The organism is Halococcus agarilyticus (genome assembly GCF_000334895.1).
GTDB classification, from domain to species: domain Archaea; phylum Halobacteriota; class Halobacteria; order Halobacteriales; family Halococcaceae; genus Halococcus; species Halococcus agarilyticus.
In genome coordinates this window covers 18,518-30,896 of sequence record NZ_BAFM01000019.1, presented here as the reverse complement: position 1 = coordinate 30,896, position 12,379 = coordinate 18,518, and the positions used below count along the sequence as shown (strand labels likewise).

Genomic DNA, 12,379 nt, shown 5'->3' with positions numbered 1-12,379 from the left:
GCGGATTTAAACCGCGAGGCGACCCATATCCAGAGGATGTTGCGCGGAGTGAACGTCGCGCTCGGGATCACCGGCTCGATCGCGGCGGTGAAAACTGTCGAGCTTGCCCACGAGCTGCGTCGTCAAGGAGCCGCGGTCCGGGGCGTGATGACCGAGAGCGCCCAGGGGATCGTCCATCCGTGGGCCGTCGAGTTCGCGACCGACAACCCCGTCGTGACCGAGATCACGGGGAGCATCGAGCACGTCGAACTCTGCGGCCGCGAGGGCTGGGCCGACGTTCTCCTGCTCGCGCCCGCGACCGCCAACACCGTCGGGAAGGTCGCGAGCGCGATCGACGACACACCCGTCACTACTACGGCGACGACCGCGCTCGGGGCCGATATCCCTGTGGTCGTCGCGCCCGCGATGCACGAGCCGATGTACGACCATCCGGGGGTACTCGACGCGATCGAGCGCGTCGAATCGTGGGGCGTCGCGTTCGTCCCGCCCCGGATCGAGGAAGGCAAGGCGAAGATCGCGACCGAGGACGCGATCGTTCTCGAAACCGCACGGGCCACCGGCGAGACGCCGCTCGCCGGCCGGCACGTGGTGGTGACGAGCGGCCCCACGTCGGAGTCGATCGACCCCGTGCGAGTGCTGACCAACCGCTCGTCGGGGAGGACCGGCCAGGCGGTCGCGCGCGCGTGCTACGCCCGCGGCGCGGACGTGACGCTCGTCCACGACGGCGACGACGTTCCCTACGCCACGGTCGAACCGGTAGAAAGCGCCGCGGAGATGACGGCAGCGGTCGAGGGGTCCGTCGAGGGGGCGGACGCGCTCGTCTCGGCGGCGGCGATCGGCGATTACACCGTCGAGGGGAGCGCCGAGAAGATCAGATCGGGCCAAGAGAATCTGACACTCGATCTCGAACCGACCCCGAAGCTGATCGACACGGTTCGGGACGCCCACCCCGACCTCCCGATCGTCGGGTTCAAGACCGAGACGAGCGGCGACGACGAGGCGATGATCGCGGCCGCGCGGGGGATCCGCTCGCGGGCGGGGCTCGCGTTCGTGGTCGCCAACGACGCGAGCGTGATGGGCGAGGCCGAGACGCGCGCGCTCGTGGTCCGCGAAAACGAGGCGAGCGAGTACACTGGCGACAAATCCGGGCTCGGCGCACGCGTTGCCGAGTCGCTGAGTGGCGAACTCGACTGAAAAGAACGGTCAATCGAACCCGAATGGAACGTTGCCGTCGTGGCGCTTGAGATATTCGACGGCGCTTTCGACGCTCGCCAGGCGAACGTTGTCCCGACTCCCACCGTAGGCTTCGACCGGCACGTTCGGATCGGTTATCATCTCCCGGATCAGTTGTTCGCCGCGGCCCTGAGCGTGCGACGGTAGCCAGTTCGTGACGGTATCGACTCGCTTCTTGTGAGAACCGACGACCCGTTTGCGGAGCAGTTTCTCGATGATTCGATTCCGTATCTCCGGGCCGTCCATATTCAGGCCTCACGCCTATTTGAAATAAGTATGTCGATTCAAACTACACTAACGAAGTCTGAATCAAGCAGGGTTTATAGGGTTGCCCCATATACTGGGTAAATATGGCAACTGAGGTTGGGTCCAGCGCAGAACCATACGCCGACAATACGCCGCTCACCCACCTGTTCGGGTCGGGCGCGCGCGTGAAAATCATCGCTGCGCTGCTCGGCGAGGAGGGGACCGACCTCAACGTGAGCGACATCGCGCGGCTGGCCGGCGTCGCGCGCAGCACCGTCTACGACCACATCGACGAGCTACGGGAACTCGGCGTCGTCGAACACACCCGCAACGTCGGCGACAGCCCGATGTACCGATTCGATGCCGAGAGCGATGTCGGGGAGTACGTCGCCAAGCTCGAAGGCGTGACGCTCAGACGGCTTCTCGAACGGGACAAACAGTTGGAAACGTAACTCGGCGGCGCTCCATCTTCCGAGAGTCGGCAGTCGAACTACGCCCCAGTAGCCTGATCCTCGTCGACGTAGACTGCCATACTGCTGATGGTACAGCCGCTGTCGTAGAGGAACCGATCGACCACGTGGCGCTCGTACCCGTCGAGGAATCGATCGATGTCGGTGGCGTTGTCGTACTCCTCGTTACAGGCTGCCGACTCGCTGAACGCGATCACGACCGGCGGTCGGTCGCCGCTCGACACCGCCCCACGCACGGTCGCCGGCCGGTCCGTGCTGTTCGTCTCCGCTCCGTAGGCTTCGAGATACCACGCGAACGGGAGGCGCTCGAACCATTCATCCCCGGCGATCGGCGTGTCGTGGGATCCGGGGTTCGGCGCGTAGAGTTCGTCGCCGTCGAAGTCGGGATCGTCGCCGTAGTAGAGCACGTCGGTGCCGTCGTTCGCTCCGACGGCTCGACGCACGTCGCCGAGCAGCGGCTTCATCTCGCTGCCGGACTGGGCGTACTGGACCAGTTCGTTGTCGGGGCTCTGTGGCTCGGCGAAGGAGGTGTCGTAGGCGGTCACGCCGACCTGGCCGGCGACCGCAAGGAGGACCAGGGCCGCGGCGACCGCCGAGATCGTGTCCCGATCCGCGAGGCTCGCGAGGCCGACCCGCCCCACCAGCGCGAGTCCGATCGCCGCCGGGAGCGCGAGCGGCACGATCACGTGGATCACCTCCCACGGGAACGGGTTGTCGACGATCACCGGATAGCCGAGCGCGCTCGCGAAACCCCAGTACGCCCCGAACGCCACGGCGTCGCGCGGGTGCTCGCCGGCGTAGCGATCGGCGACGAACCCCACGACTGCAAGGGCGAGGAGGGCGAGCGCGCCAGTTTCGAGCGGCGGCCAGAGCGCGCCCGCGGTCGAGAGGTACGACTCCTGATTGCCGCTGCCCCACTGGCCGAGGAAGGCGTTCCACGACCCGAGAACCGCCTCCCCGACGAGATCGGGGAGCAGGGTCGGATCGGCGAGCGTCGCGCCGAGGGTCGGCTCCGGCCGGGCGGCCTCGCCGCGCGGCGCGTAGAAGAACACGAAGATCGCGAAGAACTCCACGACCGCGAGCGCGAGGTGGAGCCACCAGCCTCGGAGCCAGCGGCCGGTCCGCCGTGTCCGCTCCCAGATCGCGTTCCGGAGGCCGCGCTCACCCGCCCGGTCGAGGAACAGCCGGTGATCCCAGAGCAGGAGGGTCGCGCCGGCCCACGTGACGGGGTAGACGAGGGCGTTCTCCTTGGTCGTGAACGCGAGCGCGAACGCGGCGACGCCGAGGTGGAGGAAGGCGGCCCGATCGTCGTCGTACGCCCGAACGAAGAAGCCGAACGCGACGAGCATGAACCCCGCGAGCAGCAGGTCGTTCCGGTAAAAGCGCGAGTAGTAGAGCAGGATCGGGTTCGCGGCGAGCACTAAGGCAAGTGCGATCGTCTCGCCGTTCCGGAGCCGGCGGCGAAAGAGCAGCGCCGTGAGCGGGAGCAGTCCCCCGACGACGGCGACCACGAGGCGCATCGTGAAGTCCGAGGCCCCCAGCACGGAGAAGACGTGACTGTCGACGATCGTCAGGAACGGACCGTGGACGATCGGGCGGTACCAGTAGACGCCGGATTCCATGTAGCGGTACGCCCAGAACGCGACCCGGGCCTCGTCCTGGTGGGCGACGCGCGCACCGAGCCCGAACAGCCGGACGGCGAGCGCGGCGAGGGTGACGATCGCGACGACGAGGCGAGGACGGGCCACGACACTCGCGAGGCGGTCGCGGACGGCGGCGGTCGGGATCGTCGAGCGGGAGGACTCGGTGGACATGGCTTATGCGAAACGGGGGTCGATCGGGCGGTTCGGCGGCCGATATCCGAACGCATCAGGGCTCGCGTACAATACGGTTGCGATCACTGTTCGGGGTCTCTCGGGTCGTCGTCCGGCCACGACGCGTCGCCGTGGAACGCGACGCCCATGCGTTCGGCGGCCTGGGAGATGACGTGTGCGCCGGTCGGCACCGTCAGGAAGAGGAAGACGATCCCCACGAGCGACGTCAACCCCGCGCCGCCGACCTCCTGTGGGCCGAAGTAGACCGCTCCCGCCAGGAACAGCGAGGCCGCGCCGAGCGTGGTGGCCTTGCTGGTGGCGTGCATCCGGTTGTAGACGTCGGGAAATCGGAGCAGGCCGATCGTGCCGACGAGCAAGAATCCGCTGCCGATGGCGACGAGGAGCGTGACGAGGAGTGCGTGGATCGTGTTCATTGGATGATGTCTCCCTCCGAGACGTAGCGCGCGACGGCGATCGTGCTGATGAAGCCGATGATGGCGAGCACGAGGCCGATGTCGACGAAGAAGCCCCGTCCAGTGCGGATCGCGAACAGGACCGCGACCGCGACCACGTTGGTCCCGATGGCGTCGAGCCCCACCACTCGATCGGGTGTGGTCGGACCACGGATCACCCGGTAGCCCGCCAGCAGGGTGACGCCGCTCGCGATCACGAGGCCCGCGGTGATGGCGAGGTCGAGGAACGCCGGCAGCTCAGTCGCCACCCAGATCACCCCGCGGGGCGGGCGGTGCGTCGTCGGGGCTCGCGTCCTCGCCGAAGATCACGAGCGCGTAGTCCTCCCACGTCCGGATCGGGGCGACCACGCCCTCACGATTGCGGCCGGTGATGCCGTGGACGTAGAGCGTGTTGGTGTCGTCGTCGTAATCCATCGTGAGCGTGCCCGGTGTGAGGGTGATCGAGTTGGCGATCGTGGTGATCGCGACGTCGGACTCGACCCGCAGCGGGATGGCGACCACGTCGGGCTCGATCGGCATCGACGGCGAGAGCACCCGATAGACGACGTCGACGTTCGCCACGAGCAGCTCCTTCACGAACACCGCGAGGTAGAGCCCGACGTAGGGGACGATCCGGAGGGATCGCGCGAGCACGAACTCCTCGGCGTAGAACCGCCGGAAGACGAACGCGACCGGGACGCCGATCGCGAGCCCGATCAGGAACTCGCCGGCGATCCGGTCGGGGGTGAGCTCGATCCCGCGGACGAACAGCCAGAGCACCGCGAGCACGACCCCGAGCGCCGGCCACCGTCTCATGGCGACCCTCCGGGCAGCACGCTCTCGACGTACGTTCCTCGATCCACCGCCGCACCGGCGGCGGCGCGGGCCGCCCGCATCACGGGATCGAAGCCGACGCCGACGATCACGAGGGTGGCGGCGAGCGAGATCACGACCGCCACCAGCGTCGGCGAGTACGTCGCCGTCCGGACGGCCTCGGACTGGGTGCCCCAGAACCCCTCGTTCCAGGCGCGCGAGAAGTACGCGACCGTGAGGATCGCGCCGCCCAACGCGAGGGCGAGCGCGAGCGTCGCTCCCTGACCCCCCACGGCCCCGGCATCGGCGGCGGTCCGGAAGACGAGCAGCTTGCCGAAGAAGCCCGACAGCGGCGGGATCCCGACCAGCGCGAGCGCGCCGAGGAAGAACCCGACCGAGAGCACCGGCGTGCGGCGCGCGAGCCCGCCGAGATACTCGAAGCGCACCGTGCCGATGGCCTCCCGGATCGTGCCGCTCGCGAGGAACAGCATCGCCTTCGCGAGGCCGTGGTTGAGCGCGTAGATCAGCGCCGCCGCGATCCCGAGTTCGCGCACCCCTGGCACTGTCGCGGCGATCGCGAGCGGAAGCACGACGAACCCGATCTGGCCGATGCTGGAGTACGCGAGCACCCCGTCCAGATCCACTCGACTTACCGCACCCACGCCGCCGAGAACGATGCTCGCCGCGGCCATCACGAACAGGATCGGGCCGAAGAAGGCGAGGAAGGAATCGCCCGCGAAGCCGGGCAGCGAGAGGCCGGCCGGCAGGCTCGCCGCCGCGAAGACGGTGAAGTAGAGCCGGACGATCGCGTAAATTCCCACCTTCTTCGTGACGCCAGCGAGCATCGCCGAAACCGGAGCGGGCGCGGCGCGGTAGGCGGCTGGCACCCAGAACTGGAAGGGGACGATCCCGGCCTTGAGCGCGAACACCGCGAACAGGATGGCAGCGATCCCCAGAACGGGAACCGGATCGATACCGAACTCCGCAGGGTTCGCGAGCCGGCGGGCCATGTCGGCCATGTTGAGCGTGCCGGTCGTGGAGTAAAGTCCGCCGATCGCGAGCAGCATGACCGCGCTGCCGAGCAGGTTCAACACCGTGTACTGGAGCGCCGCACGGGTGTGTTCCGGTCCCGAGTAGAAGACCACGAGGACGTAGCTCGACAGCAGCATGACCTCGAACCAGACGAACAGGTTGAAGATATCGCCGGTGAGGAAGGATCCGGTGACGCCGACCACGAGGAGATGGTAGAGGGCGTGATAGGACAGCTGCTGGCCGTATTCGCTCATGTATCGTGCGGAGAAGACGACGGCGGCGAGCGAGACGACCGCCGTGAGCCCGAGCATGAAGGTCGAGAGCGCGTCGGCGACGAGGGTGATGCCAAGGGGTGCCTGCCACGCGGAGACCTGGTAGACGAGGATCGACTCCCGGGCGACGGCCGTGGCAAGCCACGCTACGCCCCCGAGGTAGGCGAGCGCGCCGGTGAGACTCACCGCACGCTGGGCGCGCGGGAACCGACGGAGCAGGAGGCTCAGGATGGCGGTCACGAGCGCGATCAGCAGCGGCGCGATCACGACCTGCGGAGCCATCAGACCTCACCCCCCGTCTCGCCGAGCTCGTCGAGGTCGATGGTGCCGTGTTCCTCGTACACCCGGTAGGTGAGCACGAGCGCGAACGCGGTAGTACCAAAGCCGATGACGATGGCGGTGAGCACGAGCGCCTGGACCAGCGGATCGGTGACGCTGCTGGGATCAGCCGGCGGGCCGTGGCCGACGATCGGCACCGTCCCGGCGAGTCCGCCCATCGTGACGAGATAGACGTTCGCGGACTGGGCGATGATGGTCACGCCCCAGACGACCCTGACGATGTCGCGCCGGAGGACGAGGAAGGTTCCGAACGCGAACAGGAGGCCGAGCACACCCGCGAGCACGAACTGGGTCATTCAGCGCCCACCACCGCGAGGATCGTGAGCAGCGCGCCGACCACGACGAGATACACCCCGAGATCGAAGACGAACGCGCTCGCGAGTTCGAGCTCGTGGTAGATCGGGAGATCGTAGAGGAAGAGGACGGCCTGGGTGAGGAACGGGAAGCCGAGCGCGATGGCGGCGATCCCGCCCGTGACCGCGAGGCCGAGCCCGGCGGCGAAGGCGAGTCGGTACTCGGCGACGATCGCCGGCCCGGCGGCCACTGTGGGCGTGCCGCCGCGATCGAGGAGGTCGCTTCCGACGAAATCGAGACCGAAGATCACGTACAGCAGCGCGAACGCCGCGGCGGTGAGCACCCCGGCGATGAACCCGCCGCCGGGGAGGTTGTGGCCCCGGAGCAGGAGGGCGATCGCGGTCAGGAGGATGAGCGGGAACACCACCCTGGTGACCGTCTTCGCGATCACGGTGACGTCGGTGTCGCGGTCGGGGGTGCTCACGAGGACTCCCCCCGGCCGCGCATGGCGATCAGCGTGAGCACCGAGAGCGCGGCCATCGCCACCACCGAGATCTCGCCCATCGTGTCGAACGCTCTGAAGTCGACCAGAATGACGTTGACGATGTTGCCGCCGCCGCCGGAGTCGAGCAGGACGGGGCCGTGCTCTTTGGGGACCGGCGCGCGCTCGACGAGGAACTCGGCGATCACGTCGTTCGGGCTCGCGGCGGTCGCCACCAGCACGGTGACGAAGACCGTCACGCCGACCCCGGCCGCGAGCGCGCCGTCGCGGAGCGTCCGGGAGAGGGGTGCGTCGCCGTAGTAGGCGGGGAGTTTGTCGAGCACCAGGAGGAAGAGCACGAGCACGAGGGTCTCGACGGCCAGCTGGGTGAGCGCGAGGTCGGGTGCGTTCGACAGGACGTAAAAGAGCGCGATCATGAACCCGAGGATCGAGAGGGTGAGCACGCCGGCGACGTGCGAGGGCGCGATCCCGACCGCGGCCGCGCCGACCACGGCGACCGCGAGAACGATCACGACCGGGAGCGCGACCGAGAGGCCGGTGAACGCGGGCAGCGAGACGCCCGCCGCGAGGTAGCCGGCGAGCGCGAGCAGGCTGGTCGCGGCGAGCGTCCAGGCCGCGTACGTTCGGAAGTAACCGGTCTGTACGCGGGGCAGCGAGAGCGCGCTCGCGCGTTCGAGGCCGTCGACCGCGCCGTCGTAGTACCAGTTCGCCGAGAGCGGGCCGCGGCTCGCCCGCCGGACGGCGTCGCGGATGCGGTCGTAAAACGGCGAGGCGACGATGCCGACGGCGATCGTGATCGCGCTCATCAGGACTGCGGGTTTGAGTTCGGTCGGGAGGTGGACGCTCATCGTGTGGGCCTCGCCGGCGACCGCACTGCCGAACGCCGACTGGACGATCGTATCGACCGCGAGCTGGGGGTCGATCCCGACGACCGCGGCGAGCGCCGCGAGGATGGCCGGTGGCGCGACCAGCAGGGCGGGCGGGGAGTGGACCTCACCGAGTCCGGCGGGCTTCTCGCCCATGAACAGCCAGAGGAACCGAATGGAGTAGAGGAAGGTGAAGACGCTCCCCACGACGGCGACGATCGGGAACAGCCAGAGGAGGCCGCCGTCCGTGTGGGCGACCTCGTAGGCCGCCTCGAACAGGAGTTCCTTGGAATAAAAGCCGTTGAACGGCGGAAGGCCGGCCATCCCGAGCGCCGCGATCGCGGTGATCACAGCAACGAGGGGGAGGTCGTGGCGGAGGCCGGAGAGCTCGTCGATCGCCCGGGTGCCGGCCTCGTGGGCGACGATCCCCGCGACGAGGAACAGGGTCGCCTTGAACAGCGCGTGGTTCAGGATGTGGAACACGCCGGTCTCCGCGCCGAGCTGGTTGGCGAAGCCGAAGCCCGCGGTGATGAGTCCGAGGTGGGAGGCGGTGGAGTACGCGAGGAGCTCCTTGATGTCGCTTGCGCCGATGGCGAGCAGCGCGGTGACGGTCATCGTGAGGAGGCCCAGCGTCCCGAACAGCAGCATCCACTCCTCGCCGACGAGGAGGGGGCGCATCCGGCCGACGAGGTAGACGCCGGCCTTGACCATCGTGGCGGAGTGGAGGAACGCCGAGACCGGCGTCGGGGCCTCCATCGCGTTCGGCAGCCAGAGATGGAGCGGGACCTGGGCGGACTTCGCACCTGCGCCGATCGCGATCAGCCCGAGCACGGGGAGGAACAGGCCCGCATCCTGGAGGGCGACGCGCATCGCGTCGGCGTTCGCGATCATCGAGTCGGGCGTGCCGACGAGGGTGTAGGTCGCGCTCGCGAGCGCTTCGCCCGAGACGTATCGGAGGAGGAGGAAGCCGACGAGCATGAACAGGCCGCCCGAGACGGTGATGAGCATGGATTTCCGGGCGGCGTAGAGCGAGCTCGCCTCCTCGCGGTAGTGGCCGATCAGCCCGAAGGAGGTGATGCTGGTGAGCTCCCAGAAGACGAACAGCGAGATGAGGTCAGAGGCGAGCGCGACGCCGAGCATCGAGCCCATGAACGCGAGCAGGGTGGCGTAGTAGCGTGCGATGCCGGACTCGCCGTGCATGTAGCTCCCGGAGTAGGTGAAGATCAGCACACCGATCCCGCTGGCGAGCAGCGCGATCAGGAGCGAGAGGCCGTCGAGATACAGCACGAGCGCGACGTCGAGTTCCGGGATCCACGGCACTGTAACTGTTCCCTGCGTGCCGTACTGGCTCGCGACGAGCCCGAAGCACGCGAGCGCGATCGCCGCCGCGACGTACGCCACGCGCTCGCCGAGGGCGCGATAGAGCAGTGGCACGACCAGCGCGCCGAGGAAGGGCAGTCCGAGCGCGGCGACCAGCACGGCGGCCGTCGGTTCCGCAGTGGTTTGAGCGACGCTGCCACCGATTCCGGCGACCGTCGGCGTGATCGAGGATGCGGCGAGCGTCGCGAGAGACACACTTCCGATCAACCGACGACGGGACTTAATCGTTCTCAAATCCCTTCTCAGCCGGTCGTTCGTGCCGTATCGGAACCGGGAGAGGAGAGCGGTAGCATTCCACGGCTCCAATGGACGAAATAGCGTCGTGATCGTGTGCAACCGAAACCGACAAGGACAAATATTATGGTGTCCCCTTCTCAATCCTCGCCAACGCATCAGCATAAACGAACTCGACAGTCACGATAGCTGAATCAGTCGGCGACGATGATTGCTGTCGAGTCCGGGGCTGATGGGTCGCGAAACCAAGACTATGAAAACGAAACTCAACGAACTCCGGTCGGATTCACGTGCAGTCAGCCCGGTCATCGGCGTCGTGCTGATGATCGCGGTCGTCGTCATTCTCGCCGCCGTCGTCGGTGCGTTCGCCACCGGCATCTTTGGGAGTCAGAGCAGCGCTCCCCAGGCGAGCTTCAGTTATAGTGAAGATGGGACGCTAACCATGGAAAGTGGCGATTCGATAACGAATGGCAATTTGTACTACCAGATTGGCGATGGAACCAGAACTGAGTGGGGAGGAGGAAGTGGTGAGGAAAGTGCCTACGTCTCTGGCGACTCCACATCTGCGACGGGGACAGCCGGAGAACCCGTCAAGGTCATCTGGGACGACGGTAACGGCAACTCGGCGGTCCTTCAGACGTTCGACTCTGCCGTTAGTGGCACCACGTAATCCGACTGCTCGCCTCACCCTTCGCGGGTGAACTGAACAACTCGGTGTAATCTCATTTTTCGACGGCGAACGGATAGCCGACGACTCAACGGTCACGTGGCGGTCTCAGGAAGTCGTGGTGCCAGCCGTGCGGTTCGCTGTGCGGTGGCGCGCGCTGCGCGCCGCTCCGTCGGCGCGCAACACTGCGCGAGGGATGACTGAGTGAGCGAAGTCGTTCGAAAGACGCTTCGCGTCTCTCGAACCACGAACGAGCGAGTGCAGCAAAAAATGGGAGTTGAGCGGGGTTTTTAGTCCAAATTTTACGAAGAGTGGTGGGCGAGCGGCGCGAGGTGCGAGCAAAGTGAGCGCCTCGATGCGAACGGGGAGCGTAGCGATCCGTGAGCGACCGAGCGCCCCCGACGAAGCAAAAAAGTGAGTGTCCGGCATCGTGGCGGGAGCAGCCCGCAGCAATCAGATCGTCTGTGAAACACACTACTCCCGCAACCGCTCGCGCTCGCGATACTGGTCCTCGACGGCTTCGAGGGAGTCGGTATCGAGGAGTCGCTCGACTTTCCGTTCGAACTGTTCGTCCGTGAGTTCGCCGCGTGCGTAGCGATTCCGGAGCGTTTCGAGGGCGTCGCGGTTGTCGGTTTCGGGCGGCTCGTCGGACGAGTCCTCGGTCGTCCAGCCGCCGCCGGTCCAGCCGTCCTCCCAGTGCTCGTCGTCCGCCCGTTCCTCGTCGGCGTGTTCCTCCCAGTCCTCGTCGTCGCCGAACAGCATCGAGACGACCGGGACGACGACGATGTAGCCGAAGAGAAGCGCCGCGAGCCACCACGACTGGCCGGTGAACAGGGCGACGAGCCAGACCCCCGTCACCACCGTCGAGGTGATCCCCGTGGCGTTCTCCCGAAATCGCTCGCGCGCCGTCGTGGTCATATGATCGCTGGTTGACGAGCGCACGGCAAAAACCCATCCCTCGCTGCGGCCAGGCGTCGCCGCCGACGAGGGCGGCGAGCGAGCGCGGTTCACGACCGACGACCGTCAAGTTTTACCGACGACTCGGTGTACCAGCGGCATGAATCAGCTTCGGGACTCGCTGCTCGACGCGCCGATCATCGAGAAGGAAGGGTATCACTACTTCGTCCATCCGATCAGCGACGGCGTCCCGATGCTCGAACCCGAACTCCTGCGCGAGATCGTCATCAAGATCATCCGGAAGGCCGCGCTCGAAGACGTCGACAAGATCGTGACGCCCGCTGCGATGGGCATTCACATCTCCACCGCGACCTCGCTGATGACCGACATCCCGCTCGTGGTGGTCCGCAAGCGCCAGTACGGCCTGGAGGGAGAGGTCGCGCTCTCGCAGGTCACGGGCTACTCCGAGAACGAGATGTACGTCAACGACGTCGACGAGGGTGATCGGGTGCTCCTGCTCGACGACGTGCTCTCCACGGGCGGGACGCTCCGCGGGATCACCGGCGCGCTGGAGGAGATCGGTGCGGAGATCGTCGACGTCGTCGCGGTCATCAAGAAGGTCGGCGGCGGCAACGAACTCGACGACAGCCCGTACGACGTGAAGACGCTGATCAACGTCGACGTCGAGGATCAAGAGGTCGTCATCACCGATCCCCACGGCGACGGGTAAGCTCTTTTCCGCGTATCCGACACGACCGGCCGATCACTGACCGAAGCGTTCGAGACCGAGTCTCATCGTCCGCGTTCGTGCGCCCGGCGTGCACTCCCATTATTTGTAACAATTGTTTGCCGCAGAAAGCGACGGCCT

General features: G+C 67.0%; 14 protein-coding genes. 4 read left to right on the top strand and 10 right to left on the bottom strand.

Going from position 1 to position 12,379, the window contains the following annotated elements:
- Window positions 1-36 precede the first annotated feature (36 nt).
- Entirely contained in the window at window positions 37-1,194 is a 1,158-nt protein-coding gene (gene coaBC, locus TX76_RS14070) for a bifunctional phosphopantothenoylcysteine decarboxylase/phosphopantothenate--cysteine ligase CoaBC (RefSeq protein WP_049903240.1), read from the top strand.
- A gap of 9 nt (window positions 1,195-1,203) precedes the next feature.
- Here coaBC and TX76_RS14065 read toward each other — a convergent pair whose 3' ends face one another.
- Window positions 1,204-1,479: a hypothetical protein gene (locus TX76_RS14065; protein ID WP_049903239.1), complete on the bottom strand. Its 276-nt coding sequence runs from the start codon at window positions 1,477-1,479 to the stop codon at window positions 1,204-1,206.
- A 104-nt stretch (window positions 1,480-1,583) separates the two neighbouring features.
- Between TX76_RS14065 and TX76_RS14060 the strand changes: the two genes are divergently transcribed.
- The gene (locus tag TX76_RS14060; RefSeq protein WP_079890844.1) at window positions 1,584-1,931 is read left to right on the top strand and encodes a winged helix-turn-helix domain-containing protein; all 348 of its coding nucleotides are present in this window, start codon (window positions 1,584-1,586) and stop codon (window positions 1,929-1,931) included.
- Window positions 1,932-1,969: 38 nt separating this feature from the next.
- Here TX76_RS14060 and TX76_RS14055 read toward each other — a convergent pair whose 3' ends face one another.
- The 8 genes from TX76_RS14055 to mbhE form a co-directional block, all read right to left on the bottom strand.
- Window positions 1,970-3,763, bottom strand: coding sequence for a flippase activity-associated protein Agl23 (locus TX76_RS14055; protein WP_049903237.1), 1,794 nt, complete (start codon window positions 3,761-3,763; stop codon window positions 1,970-1,972).
- Between the two features lie 83 nt (window positions 3,764-3,846).
- On the bottom strand, window positions 3,847-4,197 hold the full coding sequence (gene mnhG, locus TX76_RS14050; RefSeq protein WP_049903235.1) for a monovalent cation/H(+) antiporter subunit G: 351 nt from the start codon (window positions 4,195-4,197) through the stop codon (window positions 3,847-3,849).
- Entirely contained in the window at window positions 4,194-4,484 is a 291-nt protein-coding gene (locus TX76_RS14045) for a monovalent cation/H+ antiporter complex subunit F (RefSeq protein WP_049903233.1), read from the bottom strand. Before TX76_RS14045 ends, mnhG begins: the two co-directional genes overlap by 4 nt.
- Window positions 4,474-5,031, bottom strand: a complete 558-nt coding sequence (locus TX76_RS14040; RefSeq protein ID WP_049903232.1) for a Na+/H+ antiporter subunit E — start codon at window positions 5,029-5,031, stop codon at window positions 4,474-4,476. The genes TX76_RS14045 and TX76_RS14040 overlap by 11 nt, the downstream gene beginning before the upstream one ends.
- Window positions 5,028-6,614, bottom strand: a complete 1,587-nt coding sequence (locus tag TX76_RS14035) for a complex I subunit 5 family protein (RefSeq protein WP_049903230.1) — start codon at window positions 6,612-6,614, stop codon at window positions 5,028-5,030. The genes TX76_RS14040 and TX76_RS14035 overlap by 4 nt, the downstream gene beginning before the upstream one ends.
- Entirely contained in the window at window positions 6,614-6,967 is a 354-nt protein-coding gene (locus tag TX76_RS14030; protein WP_049903229.1) for a sodium:proton antiporter, read from the bottom strand. The genes TX76_RS14035 and TX76_RS14030 overlap by 1 nt, the downstream gene beginning before the upstream one ends.
- Entirely contained in the window at window positions 6,964-7,449 is a 486-nt protein-coding gene (locus TX76_RS14025; protein ID WP_049903227.1) for an MnhB domain-containing protein, read from the bottom strand. The genes TX76_RS14030 and TX76_RS14025 overlap by 4 nt, the downstream gene beginning before the upstream one ends.
- Complete coding sequence (gene mbhE, locus TX76_RS14020) at window positions 7,446-9,857, bottom strand: hydrogen gas-evolving membrane-bound hydrogenase subunit E (RefSeq protein ID WP_049903283.1); 2,412 nt, start codon at window positions 9,855-9,857, stop codon at window positions 7,446-7,448. Before mbhE ends, TX76_RS14025 begins: the two co-directional genes overlap by 4 nt.
- Window positions 9,858-10,179: 322 nt before the next feature.
- Here mbhE and TX76_RS14015 point away from each other — a divergent pair, with 322 nt between their 5' ends.
- The gene (locus TX76_RS14015) at window positions 10,180-10,617 is read left to right on the top strand and encodes a type IV pilin (RefSeq protein ID WP_228842382.1); all 438 of its coding nucleotides are present in this window, start codon (window positions 10,180-10,182) and stop codon (window positions 10,615-10,617) included.
- A 471-nt stretch (window positions 10,618-11,088) separates the two neighbouring features.
- On the opposite strand, the gene TX76_RS14010 is transcribed toward TX76_RS14015, so the two are convergent.
- Window positions 11,089-11,532 carry an SHOCT domain-containing protein gene (locus tag TX76_RS14010; protein WP_049903226.1) on the bottom strand — a complete coding sequence of 148 codons (444 nt, stop codon included), beginning with the start codon at window positions 11,530-11,532 and terminating at the stop codon, window positions 11,089-11,091.
- Between the two features lie 139 nt (window positions 11,533-11,671).
- On the opposite strand from TX76_RS14010, the gene hpt reads away from it, so the two are divergent.
- Window positions 11,672-12,241 (top strand): hypoxanthine/guanine phosphoribosyltransferase, encoded by a 570-nt coding sequence (hpt, locus tag TX76_RS14005; protein WP_049903224.1) that lies wholly within the window; start codon window positions 11,672-11,674, stop codon window positions 12,239-12,241.
- The last annotated feature ends 138 nt before the right edge of the window (window positions 12,242-12,379 follow it).

Excerpts from the sequence above, each read along its gene's own strand:
- TX76_RS14015 (WP_228842382.1), top strand. The coding sequence starts at position 10,180 with ATGGGTCGCGAAACCAAGACTATGAAAACGAAACTCAACGAACTCCGG.
- TX76_RS14055 (WP_049903237.1), bottom strand. The coding sequence starts at position 3,763 with ATGTCCACCGAGTCCTCCCGCTCGACGATCCCGACCGCCGCCGTCCGC.
- TX76_RS14040 (WP_049903232.1), bottom strand. The coding sequence starts at position 5,031 with ATGAGACGGTGGCCGGCGCTCGGGGTCGTGCTCGCGGTGCTCTGGCTG.
- TX76_RS14065 (WP_049903239.1), bottom strand. The coding sequence starts at position 1,479 with ATGGACGGCCCGGAGATACGGAATCGAATCATCGAGAAACTGCTCCGC.
- TX76_RS14060 (WP_079890844.1), top strand. The coding sequence starts at position 1,584 with ATGGCAACTGAGGTTGGGTCCAGCGCAGAACCATACGCCGACAATACG.
- TX76_RS14010 (WP_049903226.1), bottom strand. The coding sequence starts at position 11,532 with ATGACCACGACGGCGCGCGAGCGATTTCGGGAGAACGCCACGGGGATC.
- TX76_RS14030 (WP_049903229.1), bottom strand. The coding sequence starts at position 6,967 with ATGACCCAGTTCGTGCTCGCGGGTGTGCTCGGCCTCCTGTTCGCGTTC.
- TX76_RS14035 (WP_049903230.1), bottom strand. The coding sequence starts at position 6,614 with ATGGCTCCGCAGGTCGTGATCGCGCCGCTGCTGATCGCGCTCGTGACC.
- coaBC (WP_049903240.1), top strand. The coding sequence starts at position 37 with ATGTTGCGCGGAGTGAACGTCGCGCTCGGGATCACCGGCTCGATCGCG.
- mnhG (WP_049903235.1), bottom strand. The coding sequence starts at position 4,197 with ATGAACACGATCCACGCACTCCTCGTCACGCTCCTCGTCGCCATCGGC.
- hpt (WP_049903224.1), top strand. The coding sequence starts at position 11,672 with ATGAATCAGCTTCGGGACTCGCTGCTCGACGCGCCGATCATCGAGAAG.